The 14,913-nt window shown below is 70.5% G+C and carries 17 protein-coding genes; 14 read left to right on the forward strand and 3 right to left on the reverse strand.

The window, feature by feature from the left end:
- Positions 1-15: 15 nt before the first annotated feature.
- On the reverse strand, positions 16-2,106 hold the full coding sequence (locus tag F9C41_RS10065; protein ID WP_155386433.1) for a putative bifunctional diguanylate cyclase/phosphodiesterase: 2,091 nt from the start codon (positions 2,104-2,106) through the stop codon (positions 16-18).
- A 123-nt stretch (positions 2,107-2,229) separates the two neighbouring features.
- Between F9C41_RS10065 and F9C41_RS10070 the strand changes: the two genes are divergently transcribed.
- The 11 genes from F9C41_RS10070 to F9C41_RS10120 all read left to right on the forward strand — a co-directional run bounded on the left by F9C41_RS10070 (position 2,230) and on the right by F9C41_RS10120 (position 9,825).
- Positions 2,230-3,414: a branched-chain amino acid ABC transporter substrate-binding protein gene (locus F9C41_RS10070; protein WP_196279704.1), complete on the forward strand. Its 1,185-nt coding sequence runs from the start codon at positions 2,230-2,232 to the stop codon at positions 3,412-3,414.
- A 28-nt stretch (positions 3,415-3,442) separates the two neighbouring features.
- On the forward strand, positions 3,443-4,234 hold the full coding sequence (locus tag F9C41_RS10075) for a class I SAM-dependent methyltransferase (RefSeq protein ID WP_230689472.1): 792 nt from the start codon (positions 3,443-3,445) through the stop codon (positions 4,232-4,234).
- 143 nt (positions 4,235-4,377) lie between these two features.
- The gene (locus F9C41_RS10080; RefSeq protein ID WP_155386435.1) at positions 4,378-4,803 is read left to right on the forward strand and encodes a hypothetical protein; all 426 of its coding nucleotides are present in this window, start codon (positions 4,378-4,380) and stop codon (positions 4,801-4,803) included.
- Positions 4,804-5,257: 454 nt separating this feature from the next.
- Positions 5,258-5,635: a hypothetical protein gene (locus tag F9C41_RS10085; RefSeq protein ID WP_147432774.1), complete on the forward strand. Its 378-nt coding sequence runs from the start codon at positions 5,258-5,260 to the stop codon at positions 5,633-5,635.
- Positions 5,636-5,643: 8 nt separating this feature from the next.
- Positions 5,644-6,633: an ADAM 12 protein gene (locus tag F9C41_RS10090; protein ID WP_155386436.1), complete on the forward strand. Its 990-nt coding sequence runs from the start codon at positions 5,644-5,646 to the stop codon at positions 6,631-6,633.
- 53 nt (positions 6,634-6,686) lie between these two features.
- On the forward strand, positions 6,687-7,067 hold the full coding sequence (locus tag F9C41_RS10095; protein ID WP_155386437.1) for a roadblock/LC7 domain-containing protein: 381 nt from the start codon (positions 6,687-6,689) through the stop codon (positions 7,065-7,067).
- A gap of 42 nt (positions 7,068-7,109) precedes the next feature.
- Positions 7,110-7,481: a hypothetical protein gene (locus F9C41_RS10100; RefSeq protein WP_155386438.1), complete on the forward strand. Its 372-nt coding sequence runs from the start codon at positions 7,110-7,112 to the stop codon at positions 7,479-7,481.
- 315 nt (positions 7,482-7,796) lie between these two features.
- A complete protein-coding gene (locus F9C41_RS10105) occupies positions 7,797-8,216 on the forward strand; it encodes a DUF6232 family protein (protein ID WP_155386439.1) in 420 nt (139 codons plus the stop codon).
- A gap of 128 nt (positions 8,217-8,344) precedes the next feature.
- Entirely contained in the window at positions 8,345-9,241 is an 897-nt protein-coding gene (locus tag F9C41_RS10110) for a helix-turn-helix domain-containing protein (RefSeq protein ID WP_155386440.1), read from the forward strand.
- A 57-nt stretch (positions 9,242-9,298) separates the two neighbouring features.
- The gene (locus F9C41_RS10115; RefSeq protein WP_155386441.1) at positions 9,299-9,499 is read left to right on the forward strand and encodes a DUF397 domain-containing protein; all 201 of its coding nucleotides are present in this window, start codon (positions 9,299-9,301) and stop codon (positions 9,497-9,499) included.
- 131 nt (positions 9,500-9,630) lie between these two features.
- Positions 9,631-9,825 carry a DUF397 domain-containing protein gene (locus tag F9C41_RS10120; RefSeq protein WP_155386442.1) on the forward strand — a complete coding sequence of 65 codons (195 nt, stop codon included), beginning with the start codon at positions 9,631-9,633 and terminating at the stop codon, positions 9,823-9,825.
- A gap of 158 nt (positions 9,826-9,983) precedes the next feature.
- On the opposite strand, the gene F9C41_RS10125 is transcribed toward F9C41_RS10120, so the two are convergent.
- Positions 9,984-10,910: a site-2 protease family protein gene (locus F9C41_RS10125; RefSeq protein ID WP_155386443.1), complete on the reverse strand. Its 927-nt coding sequence runs from the start codon at positions 10,908-10,910 to the stop codon at positions 9,984-9,986.
- A gap of 71 nt (positions 10,911-10,981) precedes the next feature.
- On the opposite strand from F9C41_RS10125, the gene F9C41_RS10130 reads away from it, so the two are divergent.
- Positions 10,982-11,662, forward strand: a complete 681-nt coding sequence (locus tag F9C41_RS10130; RefSeq protein ID WP_155386444.1) for a VOC family protein — start codon at positions 10,982-10,984, stop codon at positions 11,660-11,662.
- 45 nt (positions 11,663-11,707) lie between these two features.
- Here the strand turns inward: F9C41_RS10130 and F9C41_RS10135 are convergent, their stop codons facing one another.
- Positions 11,708-12,265 carry a TetR/AcrR family transcriptional regulator gene (locus tag F9C41_RS10135; protein ID WP_155386445.1) on the reverse strand — a complete coding sequence of 186 codons (558 nt, stop codon included), beginning with the start codon at positions 12,263-12,265 and terminating at the stop codon, positions 11,708-11,710.
- 55 nt (positions 12,266-12,320) lie between these two features.
- Between F9C41_RS10135 and F9C41_RS10140 the strand changes: the two genes are divergently transcribed.
- Together F9C41_RS10140 and F9C41_RS10145 are read left to right on the forward strand one after the other, a co-directional pair.
- Positions 12,321-13,382 carry an FAD-dependent monooxygenase gene (locus F9C41_RS10140; RefSeq protein WP_155386446.1) on the forward strand — a complete coding sequence of 354 codons (1,062 nt, stop codon included), beginning with the start codon at positions 12,321-12,323 and terminating at the stop codon, positions 13,380-13,382.
- Between the two features lie 87 nt (positions 13,383-13,469).
- Positions 13,470-14,480 carry a LacI family DNA-binding transcriptional regulator gene (locus F9C41_RS10145; RefSeq protein ID WP_230689473.1) on the forward strand — a complete coding sequence of 337 codons (1,011 nt, stop codon included), beginning with the start codon at positions 13,470-13,472 and terminating at the stop codon, positions 14,478-14,480.
- Positions 14,481-14,913 lie beyond the last annotated feature (433 nt).

Here is a 14,913-nt window from a genome sequence, read left to right on the forward strand (position 1 = left end):
CGGCGGACGCGGCGGTCACGGGTTCAGGGCCGCCGCGGTCTGCGTCTGCACCGTGGCGCCACCCCGGCGGGTGGCGGGTTTGAGCGTGGTGCGCGCGGTGTCCTGCGCCTTGCGGATCTCGGCCATGAGCGCGTCGGCGGGCACCGGGTAGGCCAGCGCGAAGCCCTGCACCTGGTCGCAGCCCAGCTCGTCGAGGATGGCCAGGGCGGTGAGATCCTCCACGCCCTCGGCCGTCACGAACAGGCCGAGGTTGTGCGCCAGCTCGATGGCGCTGCGCACCAGGATGGCGTCGCCGGGGTCGGTGGCCAGGTCGTGGATGAAGGTCCGGTCGATCTTCAGCTCGTCCGCGGCGAGCAGCTTCAGCTGGCTCAGCGAGCTGAAGCCGGTGCCGAAGTCGTCGATCGAGACCTGTACGCCGTCGCGTCGCACCCGGCGCAGCGCGTCCTGCGCCCGCCCCGGGTCGGTGGTCATGCCGCTCTCGGTGATCTCCAGGCGGAGCAGGGTGGCCGGCAGCCCGTGCTCGGCCACCGCGGAGCGCACCTGGCCGACGAAGGCGTCGTCGAGCAGGCAGTTCGGCGACACGTTGACGGACACGGTCATCGGTCGGCCCTGGGCGCACCAGTGCGCGGCCTGCTTCACGGCGATGCGGAGCAGGTGGTAGGTGAGCGGGATCTCCAGGCCGCCGGTCTCGGCGACGCCGAGGAACGCGCCGGGCGACAGCAGGCCGAGCTGCGGGTGGCGCCAGCGCACCAGGGCCTCGGTGGCGCCGACGGTGGCGTCGGCGAGCCGTACCTGGGGCTGGTAGTACAGCACCAGCTGGCCGTCGGGGTCGCCGTCGGTGAGCAGCGCGCGCAGGTCGCCGAAGAGCGCCATCCGGCCGGGCTGGTCGGTGTCGACCTCGGGGTCGTACAGGGCGACGCCCTTGCCGCTGGTCTTGGCCCGGTACATCGCGGCGTCGGCGTGGCGCAGCATGTCCTCGGCGCACGTGCCGGGACGGCCCAGCACCATGCCCACGCTGCCGCTGACGGCCGCGGAGCCGGCTGGCAGCAGGTAGTTGCGCCGCAGCGCGCCGGTGGCCCGCTCGGCGATCTCGACGGCCCCCTCGGCCGACGTGACGCTGGGCAGCAGCACGGCGAACTCGTCGCCGCCGAGCCGGGCGACGGTGTCGCCGTCGCGGACCACCTTGCGCAGCCGGTGCCCGGTCTCCACCAGCACGTCGTCGCCGGCCTGGTGGCCGAGGGTGTCGTTGACGGCTTTGAACCCGTTCATGTCGATCAGCATCACGGCGAGCTGTTCGGCGTCGGGCCGGGACGGGTCCAGGGCGTCCTCCAGCCTGCGCTGGAACAGCAGGCGGTTGGCCAGCCCGGTGAGCGGGTCGTGCAGCGCCTGGTACTGGCTGACCTCGGCGTGCTGGAGCACTCGGCGCTGGTAGCCCAGCATGACCCGCCAGATCGCGGCGACCAGGCCGAGGCCGACGGCGAACCCGACGATCGTCGCGGCGAACATCCGGGTCTGCACCTTGCGCAGGTCGGCGACCAGCTTCTGGGCCTGGGTGTGGTGGTTTCGGGCGACCTCGGTGATGTCGTGCTGGAGTGTGTAGTACGCCGGGGTGACCTCGAGCCGGTCCTGCTGGACGGCGTCGGGGTTGCGGTCGGTCACCATGATGATCAACTCATCCGCGGCCTGCCGGTACGCCGACTGCTCGGCCTGCAGCCGCAGTGCGTCCTCCAGCGCCGCTCCGGTGCTCAGCTCGACCGCCCGGCGCAGCGTGGCGTCGGCCTGCGCGGCCGACTCCAGGTAGCGGGCGCGGCTGGCGACCGAGGGTTCGAGCTGGTAGTGGCGGGCCTGCATCTCCTGGACCGCCACGGCGGCGCTGGCCTCGCTGAAGATGGCGTCGAGCACGAGCGCCTGGCTCTGCACCTCGGTGGCCCGGGTGGCCTGCAGGGTGCCCCACAGCGTGAACGCGCCCAGCCCACAGAGAACCGCGGCGAGCGCGGCGGTCATGCCGAGGCTGCGGCGCGGCCGCAGCACCGGATCGGCCCGGCGGGCGGCCTTGCCCCGCCTGCCGAGCCGTTCGACGGCCCGCCTCCAAGACGGCCAATGCATGTTTCGGGGGTCCTCCTCCAAGTGGCCGGGCGGCCGCTCCGTTCGGGCTTGTCCGGTGGGTCAACGCGATCTTCCACGCGGCAATTCCGGCTTATCCCGCGAACTCTGATAATAATTCACGATATGGACATCCTCCACGGACCGCGAATGCCGCGGCGGCTGCGCACGGTGGTCGCACTGCTGGCCACCCTGCTGCTCGGCGGCGTGGCCGCCTGCAGCCAGCCGGAAGAAGCGGACAAGACGCCCGATGTCGTACGACTCGGCGCACTCGTCCCGCTGACCGGCGACAACGCGCCGACCGGGCAGCGCCTGCTGGAGGCGTTCCAGATCGCGATCAAGGACGTCAACGACGCGGGCGGGGTGCTCGGCCGAAAGGTCGAGCTGGTCGTGGGCGACGACGCCTGCGACCCCGGCACGGCCGTGGTGAAGGCGAACGAGATGACCGGGCGGGACATCACCGTCTCCGTCGGCGGCGGGTGCAGCGTGGCCGCTGTGCCGACGCTCAAGGTCTTCCGGACCGCCGGCATTCCGATGATCATCCCGGCGGCCAACTCGATCGATCTGCTCGCGCCCGGCTACGACAGCGTCTTCCTGCTCGCCGGCACCACCACGATCGAGGCCGAGCGGGCCGTCGACGCGATGGAGAAGCTCGGCCGGCGGCGGCTGCTGGTGATCGACGACGGCACCAGCTTCCCGCAGACCGTGGCCGCCGCGGCCGTCGCCAGCGTGCAGAAGAAGGGCGGTCCGCTGACCCTGGCCGGGCAGATGCGGGTCAGCCAGGGCGCGACCAGCTACCCCCGGGTGCTGGACAAGGTCAAGGAGGTCGACGCCGACCTGGTCTTCTACACCGGGTACTACCCCGAGGCCGGCCGGATGATCCGCGACCTGCGCGACGGCGGTTACCAGGGCACGATCATGCTGTCCGACGCGGGCACCGACCCGACGCTGTTCGACGTGCTCAACGATCAGCAGGAGGAGGGCGTCTACGGGATAACCCTGCCGCTGGCGCAGTTCGAGCCCAAGGCCAAGGAGTGGGCGGCCAAGTACCGGGCCTCCTACGGCCACGAGCCGGGGCCGTTCACCATGCAGGGCTACGACGCCGTACGCCTGGCGGCCAACGCCATCCAGCGCGCGGGCACGACCGACCACGAGGCCGTACGCAAGGCGATCGCCGACACCAAGCCCGGCGACATCGAACTGCTGTCGGGACCGTCGCAGTTCACCGCGAACGGCACCCAGCCGAACCCCACCTTCATCCTGCTGCAGATCAAGAACGGCGCCTTCGTGCTGGTTCGCGAACTCAGCTGAGTCGAACGGCGGTCGTATTCTCGATCGCGTGACGGATGTCTGGGCGGTCGCCCGCGCGTACGAGGTCTACATGGGCCGGTGGAGCGCCCCGGTGGCGGACGCCTTCGTGCGCCTGCTGGCGGTGCCGCCCGGTCGCAGCTGGCTGGACGTGGGCTGCGGCACCGGTGCGCTGACCGCCGCCGTGCTCGCGGCGGCGGAGCCGTCCCGGGTGACCGGTGTCGACCCCGCGGAGGGCTTCCTGGCCCACGCGCGGGCCCGCGTCGGCGATCCGCGGGTGACCTTCTACAGCGGCGACGCCCGCTCGCTGCCGGTGCCCGACCGCGCCTTCGACGCGGTCGTCAGCGGCCTGGCGCTCAACTTCGTGCCCGCCCCTGAGCAGGCGGTCGCCGAGTGTGTGCGCGCCGCGGCGCCCGGCGGGACGGTCGCGGCCTACGTCTGGGACTACGCCGAGGGTATGGCGATGCTGCGGCACTTCTGGGACGCGGCCGTCGCACTCGATCCGGCGGCCGCCGACCTCGACGAGGGCCGCCGCTTCCCACTGTGCCGGCCCGAGCCGCTGCGGGACCTGTGGACCGGCGCAGGTCTGGCCGACGTGCTGGTGCGGGCGATCGAGACGCCCACCGTGTTCGCCGACTTCGACGACCTCTGGACGCCGTTCCTCGGCGGCCAGGGCCCGGCGCCCGGCTACGTCGCCGCCCTGCCCGCCGACCGCCGTGCCGCCCTGCGCGACCGGTTGCACGGCAGCCTGCCGCTCGCCGCGGACGGCTCCGTCGCGCTGACCGCACGCGCCTGGGCGGTCAGCGGCGTACGTCCGGGCTGACCCACGCCGCGCGGAGCCCTCTCCCGCACGACCCGTCGCAATGTCCGCTCCGGACGGCGGTTAGCGCATCGCTGCGCGGGTATCCGGTTCGCAACGGGCCGCCGTTCCTTCAGGCGTGCTCGGCGCGATAGGAGGGCAGCTCAATGGCTAAGAACAGCAACGGAGTCGCCGCTTCGGCGGAGCAGCTCAAGCAGACCCTGACCGAGTCGGGTCGTGCGGTGGCGGCGCAGGCCGGTGAGGTCGGGCAGACCCTGGCCGAGTCGGGTCGCACCGTCGCCGCGCAGGCCGGCGAGGTCGGACACACGCTGGCCGCGTCCGGCCGCACCGTCGCCGCGCAGGCCGGTGAGGTCAAGGACCAGGTCGCTGCGACGGCGGTGCTGGCCAAGGACAAGGCGGGCGAGGTCGTCCACGACCTGGCCGACCGGATGCCGTCCAGCTCGCAGGAGTGGGAGGAGATGGGCCGCGACGTGATGGACAGCGTCCGTCGCAACCCGCGACCCTGGCTCATCGGCGCGGCGGTGGTCACCGTCGTCTGGTGGCTGGGCCGCAAGTCGAAGCGGTCCCACTGACCGCGAGCAACACCGCACCGGGCGGGGGGGGCGGGGAACCAGAGACCGCCCCCCCCCCCCGGGGGGGGCGGGCCGCCCCCCCCCCCCCCCCCCCCCCCCCGCCCGGTTTTCGGCGTATGCGACGGGCGTCGCCATAGGACAGTCGGGCGTGCGACGCAAGTCCGCGGTGACGGACAGCGTGTGCGATTCGCCGAGGTGGAACGTGCGTAACCTGCCGAACGGTCGGGGGTCGGCGCAGTATCCCTCGGCATCTCTGCCGTCGGACCGTCTATATACGACTTCAATGACCCTTTCGGGCAGAAGTTGCGAACGAATAGTTTTCACGCTAACCATCCTTTATCTCGGTCACCTGCTGTAGTCTTCATCGAGCTACCCGTTACCACCACGGCGTTTCCAGACGCTTCCGGCGGTGACGCGAGTCGTGGGTGGCGTCATGTTCTTCCGGGGAGCGGGTGTGCTTGACATCGACGACTGTCTTCACCGTCTGATGGCCCTCCAGGGCGTCCACGGCGCCAGCCTCATCGATTTCCCCAGCGGCTCGATCATCGGCGCGGCCGGGCGCGGGCCGGGCAGCCGCGACGACACCCCTGCCGACGCGGTCGGCATGATCCACGCCACCATGCAGACCGCAGCTTTCGCCACGGTCGGCCAGCCCGCCCACGTCGAGGACATCGTGATCACGGCGGGCAACGGATACCACGTCATGCGCCTGCTCTCGACGGACGTCGAAGCGCGCATGGTCCTCTACGTGTGGCTCGACCGCGCGGTCGGCAACCTGGTCATGGCGCAACGGCAGCTCAGCGTGATCGCCGCCCAGTTCAGCGCGAACTGATCAGGCACATGTCGAAGAGCTCACGCCCGCCGTTGCTGCGGGAGTCCCTCGAACCGTGGTGCGCGGCCGGGGTCACCGGCGCGCTGCGCATCCTCGACCCGCCCGGCGGCGTGGTGTACGTCGTCGACGGTCGGATCGCCTACGCCGAAACCCCCGTCGCCTCCGGCGTGGAACGCCTGCTCACCGCATCGGGCCGGCTGCCCGCCGACGCGTGGCGCGCCGCCGTCACCGCCGGACGCGCCCAGCACCGCATCGGGCCCGAACTCGTCGACGCCGGCCTGGTCACCCAGGTCGAGCTGGAGGCGCTCGGCGTGATCGCCCTCTACGACGCGGCGTTCTTCCTGTTCGACCTGATGGTGTCGGCGCACTTCGAGCACCGTGCCCGCCATCCCGTCGGCCACCTGCGCACCCTCGACCTGCGTACGGTGTGTCAGGAGGTGGACCGGCGCAAGCGGCTGCTCGCCGACGCCTGGCCCGACGCGGCCATCGACACCGCGGCCGTGCTGCCCCAGCGCCGGCTGCGCTCGCAGTGCGTCGCGCTCACCGCGCTGCAGTGGGAGGTCGTGGCCAACGCCGACCGTCGCCGCAGCCCCATCGACCTGGCCCGGCTGCTCGGCCGCGACACGTTCACGGTCATGCTCGAGGTGCGCCGGATGGCACGCACCGGTCTGGTCGAACCCGGCCGCCCCGGCGGCTCCGCGGCCGCGGAGTCCGTCGCCACGGTGCGGGCCAGGGCCGCCGCGGGTCTGACCGCCCCGCCTGCCGCGCAGCCGGGACGGCACGCGAAAGCCGTGGCCGAACCCATCGCCGAACCCGCGCCCGATCCGCCGCCGGAACCGGCCGGAGAACCGGCCGGAGAACCGCCGCCGCACATTCCGCTGCCGCGCCGCGCCGTCCGGCAGGAATCCGCCCGGCGCACCGAACTCGCCGGCACGCCGGAGACCCGCGTGCCCGAGCAGATCCTCACCCGCCTCATCGCCGGGCTGGGGGCGCTGTGAAACGAGACCTTCTGAGATCGCTCCTACGCGGTAGGAAGAGAGGAGTCATCCCCTTGGCCCCAGACAGTCCGGTGCTCGCCGAGATACGCGAGCTGCGCGTCCGCCTGCCACACGTGGTCGGTGTGCTCGTGGCGAGCGTCGACGGGCTGCTCATCGCGCAGGACGCCGAAGGCATCGAGCCGGAGGTCTTCGCCGCGATGTCGGCCGCTCAGCTCGGCCTGGGGCAGCAGATCATCGCCGCGGTGCGCTCGGGGGAGTTCCGGGAGACGGTCACCACCGCGACGAACGGCTACGTGGCGGTCTTCGCCGCCGGAGCATCGGCACTGCTCACCGTCATCGCGGGCCGGGAACTCAACGTCGCCCGCCTGCACCACGAGGCGCGTCCTGTCGCGGCGCGCATCGGAGAACTCGTACAACACGTAGAGATCCGCTGAACCATCTGACCATCCCTTGTCGAACGAAAACGAGGTTCCACCATGGCTGACATGGAAAGCTCGCTCCAGGAAGCGATGCAGATCGAGGGCGCGGTGGGTGTCGCGCTCGTGGACTACACCAGCGGCATGGCCCTGGGCACGCTCGGCAGCGCCAAGGAGCTGGACCTGACCATCGCCGCCGCGGGCAACACCGATGTGGTCCGGGCCAAGCTGCGCACCCTGGAGATGCTGAAGCTGAAGGACTCGATCGAGGACATCCTGATCACGCTGGGCGTGCAGTACCACGTCATCCGGCCGCTGACCAGCCGGAACACCCAGGGGCTCTTCCTCTACCTGGTGCTCGTCCGGTCCCGGGCCAACCTGGCCATGGCCCGGCACAAGCTCAAGAACATCGAGGAGGGTCTGCAGATGTGACCGTCGCCGATCTCGTCGTCGGTGGCCGAAAGCGTTGTGCGCCAGGCCATCGGCGGTGGGAAGGTCGCGATGGGACGTGATTCACTTTAATGTTCGTTCAAATCTGCTGTACCGCAGAGTGCGGTATGGCGATCAACGTGTGTCCATCCCATACTGAGCAGTAAGGAAGCATCACGTTTCCTGGAACAGGAACAGCGCCCGGCTGGCACCGGGCGCCGCTCTTGGCCTCGTCCCACGCAGGGAAGGAGGACTGTCTCATGTCATCTATACCCCGCCGACTCCCTCCCTGCAAGGGCTGCTCAAGGGAGAGGGAGGATGCCCGTCTACTACCGAGGTCCGTGGGCGCACATCGACCACCGGTACCTCCAGGTGTACGTGCCTGAACCCCGCCGGTTCGCGCTCAGCGGACTGCACGGGGTGCACATCGTCTGCATCCCGTCCGAGCGGGGTGGTGGCACCACCACCCGGCTTTACGCGACGGGCACCGTCGGCGTCGCTGCGGCGACCGCCTGGCCGGTGCTCGGCACGGGTGCGATGTCGGTCGCGGCGACGATCGCCGCGGCGTTCCTGGTCGGAGCCCGGGGCTGCTGGGGGACCAGGACTCACTCGTACGAGTTGCGCGGGTTCTACCGAGGGTCGTACCAGGTGCTGTTCTCGACCACTGACGAGCGGATGTTCGAGCAGGTCAGGCGGGGTTTGGTGCGGGCGATGGAGTATCACGCGGACACGAATTGACATCGCTTTTCATCAGTGGTGTCCAACCGGGATGCCGCGGTGTAACGTCTGTGCGTTGCATCACACAGCGGCATCCCAATCTGCTGTACAGCTAGATCACGGAACGGGAGACGATCGGGAGGGCCGCCATGGTCTCAGGTGATCTGCCTGCAGTGGCCCGCCGTCGACTCCGCCTGGCACTGCGCGGTTGGCGTGACACGCGCGGGCTGACCCAGGGTGAGGTCGCCGAGGCGCTCGACTGGTCGCTGTCCAAGGTGCAGCGCATCGAGAGCGGCGAGGTGACCGTCTCCGGCACGGACCTGCGTGCCCTGTTGGACACCCTCGGGGTGGCTGATTCAGCCACCGTTGCCGAACTCGTACAGGATGCCAGGACGGCGCGTCGCCGAGTCGCCGGTTGGTGGGACACTCCCCGTTACCGCACGCAACTCACCCCGGCACTGATGCAGCTGATGCAGTTCGAGAGCCAAGCCACGACGATCCGGACCTTTTCCCCGGCCCTGCTTCCGGGAGTACTGCAGACGCCACGGCACGCCGAAGCGGTCCTCAATTTCTGGAACAGCGAGCTTCGCATGATCACAGATGATCAGCGCGGGGCGCGGCTGGAGGTTCGGCTGCGTAGGCACGAACACATCTTCAACCGTGCGGATCAGCCGACCTACATGCTGGCGATCGACGAGGCGGTCCTGCTTCGAACTGCCGGTGACCGTGAGACTGCTATCGAACAATTCCAACGTTTGATGCGACTCATCACCGAGGGAAAGCTAATCTTGAGGATCGTTCCCCTGGCACTGGCCGGGCTCGCCGTCACTCTCGGGCAGTTCAGCATTCTGGACCTCGGCAGTGAGCAGGACGCCGTCCTGTATCGGGAAAGCTGGGCGACGGACGAGATTCTCCACGACCCGGGTGTGGTCTCGCACCATCGCCAGATCTTTGATGCGATCGAGCGCTGGTCGTACAGCGCCGAACGATCTAGTCGCCTGCTCGAGGCCCGTATCGCGGCCCTCCGTGCGGAGTCCGATGGCTAGGCGGTGAGACCGCCTGAAAGACCACTCCTACCACCATCAGAAGGGAACTGTTTCGTCGTGTCACATGTTCAGACAAGTGTCAGCTGGCGCAGGAGCACTCGTTGTGAATCCGGGGCCTGCGTGGAGGTGGCACAACTCGGGCCCGACGTCGGTCTGCGCGACTCGAAGGATCCGCAGGGGCCGGTTCTCCGCTTCTCCCGCCAGGAATTCGCCGCCTTTATCGCGGGGTTGAGGGCGGGAGATTTCGTCGCTGACTGACGTCGTCCGGCGACAGGCCCGTTCCTCGACGGAACGGGCCTGTTTTGTTGTGCCAACTGTTCTGCGGTACGTCGTAGGCAAGGGCCTTGCCTTGTACGCTGAGCTGCTAGTCACCGATGAAGGGTCAATCCATGACATCGGACAGTCAGCACGTCACCTGGGGTGTGGGCTCCTACTGCGAAGGCGGTGCCTGTGTTGAGGTTGGCGTGAGCGGCGACGAGGTGCTCATTCGCCGCGCTCGAACGGAGGAACCCGTCGTCGTGTTCACCCGCGGCGAGTGGGCGGCGTTCCTGAGGTCCGCCAAAGACGGCGAGTTCGACCTCTAACGGCCCGGAGCGGGCCGTTCACGATCGGGCACAGCAGCAGCCGGCGGTCAGCGGTGACCGCCGGGACCCGGTAGTGGCATGAGCTGAAACGTCCTCTCTCGTTCGGTGGTCTGACGACACGGCCGCCCAGCGGTTCTCGCTCGGTCAGGCGGCGTGCGTCACCAGCTCTTCCAGAACTGGAAGAGGTAGTTGCCGTAGGCGGCCAGTTCACGTGGGATGCCGGAGACGTCGAGGAAGAAGACGGTCGCGTCGCCGAACAAGCCCCGGGCCAGCGGGAAGTACAGCAGGGCGAAGACGATCAGGATGCCGAACGGCTTGATCTTGTTGCCCGCGTGGCGTGCGCCGGGGGACAGGTAGGGCTCGATCATCCCGTACCCGTCCAGGCCGGGCACCGGCAGCAGGTTGAGGATCGCGGTCGCGACCTGCAGGTAGGCGAGGAAGGTCAGCCCGGCCCAGAAGGTCAGATGCGGCGCGTCCCAGTTGAGGAAGGCCGGGCCGCCGAGCGCCACGGCCGCCAGCAGCCCGATGGCGGCGACGATGTTCACGGCGGGGCCGGCAGCGGAGACCAGCGCGTCGCGGAAGCGGTTGCGCAGCCGGTGACTCTCGATCATCACAGCGCCGCCGGGCAGCGGCAGACCGCCGATGAGCAGCCAGAGCATCGGCAGCAGCAGTGTGAGCACCGGGTGGCCGTACTTGCGGGGGTCTAGCCGCAGGTAGCCCTTCTCGGCGACGGTGTGGTCGCCGCCGCGGTGCGCGGTCAGCGCGTGGGAGAACTCGTGCAGGCAGAGGGTGACCAGCCAGCCGGAGAGCACGAAGAAGAACACGACCAGTGACGGATGTCCGACGCCGGTCCACGCCGCCACGGCGCTGACCAGCATGACGATGACGAGCGCGACGAAGATGAGGGAGATTCCGCCCCTCGGTTCGCGGTCGCGCCGCGGTCGCGGTGTGCGCGCCGGTCGCAGCGACGGTATGCGCCGTTCGCGTGCGACCTGGTTCTCGACCGCCTTGGCGCGGCGGCTCCAGTCCTCTTCGGCCGCGAGGCGGTCGAGTGGATCGTCGTGTTGCCCTTGCCCACCGCTCATGGCGGGCAAGGCTACCCGAGTCGACCCCATGAACGCTGTACGCGCGTCTCGCGCCCTGGCAGCATCGGGGCATGCGCGATGAGGTCCTCACCCGGCAGCAGGCATCCGATGCGGTCACCGGTCACGGCTGGCGGTTCGTGCTCGGCTCGTTGTGCACCGCCGTCGAGGTGTCGTCGCTGGCGCAGGCGGCGGAGGTGGCTTCGCTCGCGGTGGCGGCCGCGGGTCGGGGCGCGGAGCGTCAGCTGCTGCTCGACCTGCGTGGAGATCGGGTCCTGCTGACGGTGCAGGTGCCCGGCGCGATGCGGGTGACCGGCCGGGAGACGGAGCTGGCGGTGCGGGTGTCGGCCGCGTTGACCGCGGCGGGGCACGCGACCGATGCCGTCAGCGGGTCGCCACGCACCGTCCAGCTGTTGGAGATCGCCATCGATGCGCTCGACATCGCCTCGGTGCGCCCGTTCTGGCTGGCGGTGCTCGGTTACGCCGAGGTGGGCGACGATCCGGGGGCCGCTGTCGTCGATCCGTACGGTCAGGGTCCGACGGTGTGGTTCCAGCAGATGGACCGGCCGCGTACCGAGCGCAATCGCATCCACCTGGACATCTCGGTGCCGCACGACGAGGCGGACCGCCGTGTCGCGGCGGCCGTGGCCGCCGGCGGGCGGGTGGTCTACGACAAGGAGGCGCCCGCGTTCCGGGTGCTCGCCGACCCCGAGGGCAACGAAGCGTGCGTCACCACCTGGCTCGGCCGCGACTGACCACCGCGTCGTGGACCCTCGGCCCGGACGGCATCGCCGAGCGGATCAGGTGGCGGCCATGCCGCGCAGCGCGGTGAGGATGGACGGGGTCGGGTCGAAGTCGGGCTCCGGGCAGGCGAGCTGGATGGCCACCAAGCCGTCGAGCAGGGCGAGCACGGTCAGGTAGTCGGCCTGCGGCGCGGTCGAACCGAACTGCGCCAGCCACGGTTCGCCCCAGGTCGCCAGCCGCTGCCGCGCCGTCCTGATCCGCTCCTGCAGGACCGGATGGAACGCCGCCTCGTGGAAGATCGCGTGCCGGGCCAGCGTCAGTGCCTTCGCCGGGCCGGTGACCTCGCGGACCATGTCGCCTATGAGCTGGGCGAACTCCTCCAGCGAGGCGGGCGGGCGCTGGCCGGCCAGGCGCTGCCACACCGCTGTCTCGATCTCGACGAGCCGGTCGAGGATGCCGCCGACCAGGGCCTCCCGGGTGCGGAAGCTGTTCGACGTCGAGCCCTCCGGCAGTCCGGCCTGCGCGTCGACCGCGCGGTGGGTCAGCGCGCGCAGCCCTTTCGTGCCGAGTACGGCGATGGCGCCGTCGAGCACCTGCTCCCTGCGGTCGGACATGAGACCCATACTACAGCTGTAGTCATGCCCACTACAGCTGTAGTACGTTCGGGGCATGACGAGAACGGCGGCCGTCGTGGGTGGCGGCATCGGCGGTCTGGCGACCGCCATCGGCTTGCGGGCGGCGGGCTGGCGGGTCTGCGTGTACGAGCGCAGCGACACCTTGCCGACCACCGGCACCGGCCTGGGCATCTGGCCGTCGGCGCTGCGCGCGCTCGACGAACTCGGCGTCGGCGGGGCGGTGCGCGCGGCCGGGCTGCCCCAGCGCAACGGCGCGATCCGCCGGCCCGACGGGTCGCGCATCGCCACCCTCGACGTGGACCGGGTGCGGGACCGCCATGGCGAGCCGGTCCAGCTGGTGTCGCGGCCGGCCCTGCTCGGCGCGCTCAGCCAGGCGTTGCCCGCCGGTGTCGTCCGCTTCGGCCGCAGCGTCGACGACGTCACCGCGTTGCGCCGCGACCACGATGTGGTGGTCGCGGCCGACGGCATCGGCAGCCGGATCCGTACGGCGCTGTTCGGCGACCGGCACGGCCTGCGTTACGCGGGCGCGACCGTCTGGCGCGGCACCGCCGACCTGGACACCGACATGGGCGGCGAGACCTGGGGAGTCGGCGCCCGCTTCGGAGTCACCCCGCAGGGGCCGGGCCGCACCAACTGGTACGCCGTGCTGACCGCCCCCGAGCATCACCGTCCCGCCCTCGACGACCCGGACGAGCTGCGCCGCGTCTTCGGGCACTGGCACGACCCGATCCCGGCGGTGCTCGACCGGTATGCCACCTCGCACGTCATCCGGCACGACATCCACCACCTCGCCCCAGCGCTGCCGTCGTACACGGCGGGCAACGTGGCGCTGCTCGGCGATGCGGCGCACGCGATGACGCCCGACCTGGGCCAGGGCGCCTGTCAGGCGATCATCGACGGGGTCGCGCTGGCACGCTGCCTGTCCGGCGGCGACGTGGCGGCCGGGCTGCGCGCCTACGACCGCGAACGCCGCCGCCCCACCCAGCGCATGGCCGCCACGGCCCTCATGGTCAACCGCATGTCCCAGGCCAGGCGTCTCCTCCCGCTCCGCGACGCCGTCCTGCGCCTCGCCCTCTCCTTCGGTCCACCCGCCTGACCCCACCATGAGCTGGGCGTTCGTGAGCGTGCAACAGGTTGCGCAGGCCGTCTTGGTTTTTGCACTACTTCCTGTAAGATCCCGGAGGTGACGACGAGCAGGCTTTCGGCGGTGGCGAAGTTCGCGGGCGTGTCCGAGGCGACCGTGAGCCGGGTCTTACGCGGCAAGCCGGGGGTCTCCCAGGCCACCCGCGACACGGTGCTCACCGCGCTGGACGTGTTCGGCTTCGCCCGGCCGGAGCCCGTGCGCAGCGAGCGCGCCCGGCTGATCGGGCTGGTCGTGCCCGACCTCAGTAACCCGATCTTCCCGGCGTTCGCCGAGGTCATCGGGGTGTCGCTGATCCAGCGCGGGCTGGTGCCGGTGCTGTGCACGCGCACCTCCGACGGGGTGTCCGAGGCGCACTACATCGAGATGCTGCTGGCCCAGCAGGTCGGCGGGATCGTGTTCGTCGGCAGCAGCTACGCCGACGCCGGGCCCGCCGCGATCAAGCAGCTCACCGAGCGCAGGCTGCCCATAGTGCTGATCAACGCGGCCGACGAGAACCTCGGCGTGGCCCGGATCTGCGTCGACGACACCGGCGCGGCCGAGCAGGCGCTGGCGCACCTCGCGGGGCTGGGCCACGAGAAGATCGGGCTGATTCTGGGGCCCGTCGGGCACGTGCCGTCGGCCCGCAAGCTGGCCGGGTTCGCGAAGTTCTGGGAGGAACGCGGTGAGACCCGCTGGCGGCGCTGGGTGGACCACACGGTGTTCACCGTGGAGGGTGGCCGTGGCGCGGCGAACCGGCTGCTCGCGGCAGGGGTGACCGGGCTGGTGTGCGCCAGTGACGCGCTGGCGCTGGGCGCCGTTCGAGCGGTACGCAAGCAGGGCCTGGAGGTCCCGGACGACGTGTCGGTGGTCGGCTTCGACGACTCGACCTTCATGGGCGTGACCGACCCGCCCTTGACCACGGTGCGCCAACCGGTGCGAGCCATGGCCGGTGCGGCGGTGATCTCCCTGTTGTCACAGCTGGAGGGCCGTCCGGCGGCGGCCGAAGAAGTGCTGTTCGACCCCGAGCTGATCGTCCGCAGCACCACCGGCCCGTGCCCGGTGCGCGCTTAGGCCCACCCGTGCACTCCGGTCCCCGCCCGCAACGCCGCCGGCGGCAAGCCCCGACTGCCACGCACCCGGCCCCCGGGTGCGCCGCTGCTGCGCGCCTTCGCCCGGATCGCGCCGTCACCACGGGCCGCGCCCTGGGGTCGGTGGATGATCGTTCGACTTGCCTGGCACATGGGCGTATGAGTGTGCAAGATACGCACACCTGCCGGGCAAGTCGGGCGATCTTGGGGTGGGACGGGCGTCACGGGGTGGCGGCGATCTAGCGATCGGGCAGGTCGCGCCCTTCTTGAGCGATCATATCGATGAGTCACGAACTTGCGGGGCTGTGCAAGTGGATGGCAAACGAGCCATCACGTTTTTGCGTCATCCTCTGGACTTCCGGGCGCGAGCGCGCCTATCCTTCTGCTCACGCCACGGCGCTGTAACCCCCGAGCGA

It is taken from the genome of Catellatospora paridis (genome assembly GCF_009720365.1).
GTDB classification, from domain to species: Bacteria; Actinomycetota; Actinomycetes; order Mycobacteriales; family Micromonosporaceae; genus Catellatospora; species Catellatospora paridis.

What these genes read in the sequence shown, in the direction of transcription:
- F9C41_RS10065 (WP_155386433.1), bottom strand. Translation starts at nt 2,106, where the DNA reads ATGCATTGGCCGTCTTGGAGGCGGGCCGTCGAACGGCTCGGCAGGCGG.
- F9C41_RS10080 (WP_155386435.1), top strand. Translation starts at nt 4,378, where the DNA reads ATGGCTAAGAACAGCAACGGAGTCGCCGCTTCGGCGGAGCAGCTCAAG.
- F9C41_RS10135 (WP_155386445.1), bottom strand. Translation starts at nt 12,265, where the DNA reads ATGTCCGACCGCAGGGAGCAGGTGCTCGACGGCGCCATCGCCGTACTC.
- F9C41_RS10105 (WP_155386439.1), top strand. Translation starts at nt 7,797, where the DNA reads ATGCCCGTCTACTACCGAGGTCCGTGGGCGCACATCGACCACCGGTAC.
- F9C41_RS10090 (WP_155386436.1), top strand. Translation starts at nt 5,644, where the DNA reads ATGTCGAAGAGCTCACGCCCGCCGTTGCTGCGGGAGTCCCTCGAACCG.
- F9C41_RS10140 (WP_155386446.1), top strand. Translation starts at nt 12,321, where the DNA reads ATGACGAGAACGGCGGCCGTCGTGGGTGGCGGCATCGGCGGTCTGGCG.
- F9C41_RS10130 (WP_155386444.1), top strand. Translation starts at nt 10,982, where the DNA reads ATGCGCGATGAGGTCCTCACCCGGCAGCAGGCATCCGATGCGGTCACC.
- F9C41_RS10125 (WP_155386443.1), bottom strand. Translation starts at nt 10,910, where the DNA reads ATGAGCGGTGGGCAAGGGCAACACGACGATCCACTCGACCGCCTCGCG.
- F9C41_RS10110 (WP_155386440.1), top strand. Translation starts at nt 8,345, where the DNA reads ATGGTCTCAGGTGATCTGCCTGCAGTGGCCCGCCGTCGACTCCGCCTG.
- F9C41_RS10100 (WP_155386438.1), top strand. Translation starts at nt 7,110, where the DNA reads ATGGCTGACATGGAAAGCTCGCTCCAGGAAGCGATGCAGATCGAGGGC.
- F9C41_RS10120 (WP_155386442.1), top strand. Translation starts at nt 9,631, where the DNA reads ATGACATCGGACAGTCAGCACGTCACCTGGGGTGTGGGCTCCTACTGC.
- F9C41_RS10070 (WP_196279704.1), top strand. Translation starts at nt 2,230, where the DNA reads ATGGACATCCTCCACGGACCGCGAATGCCGCGGCGGCTGCGCACGGTG.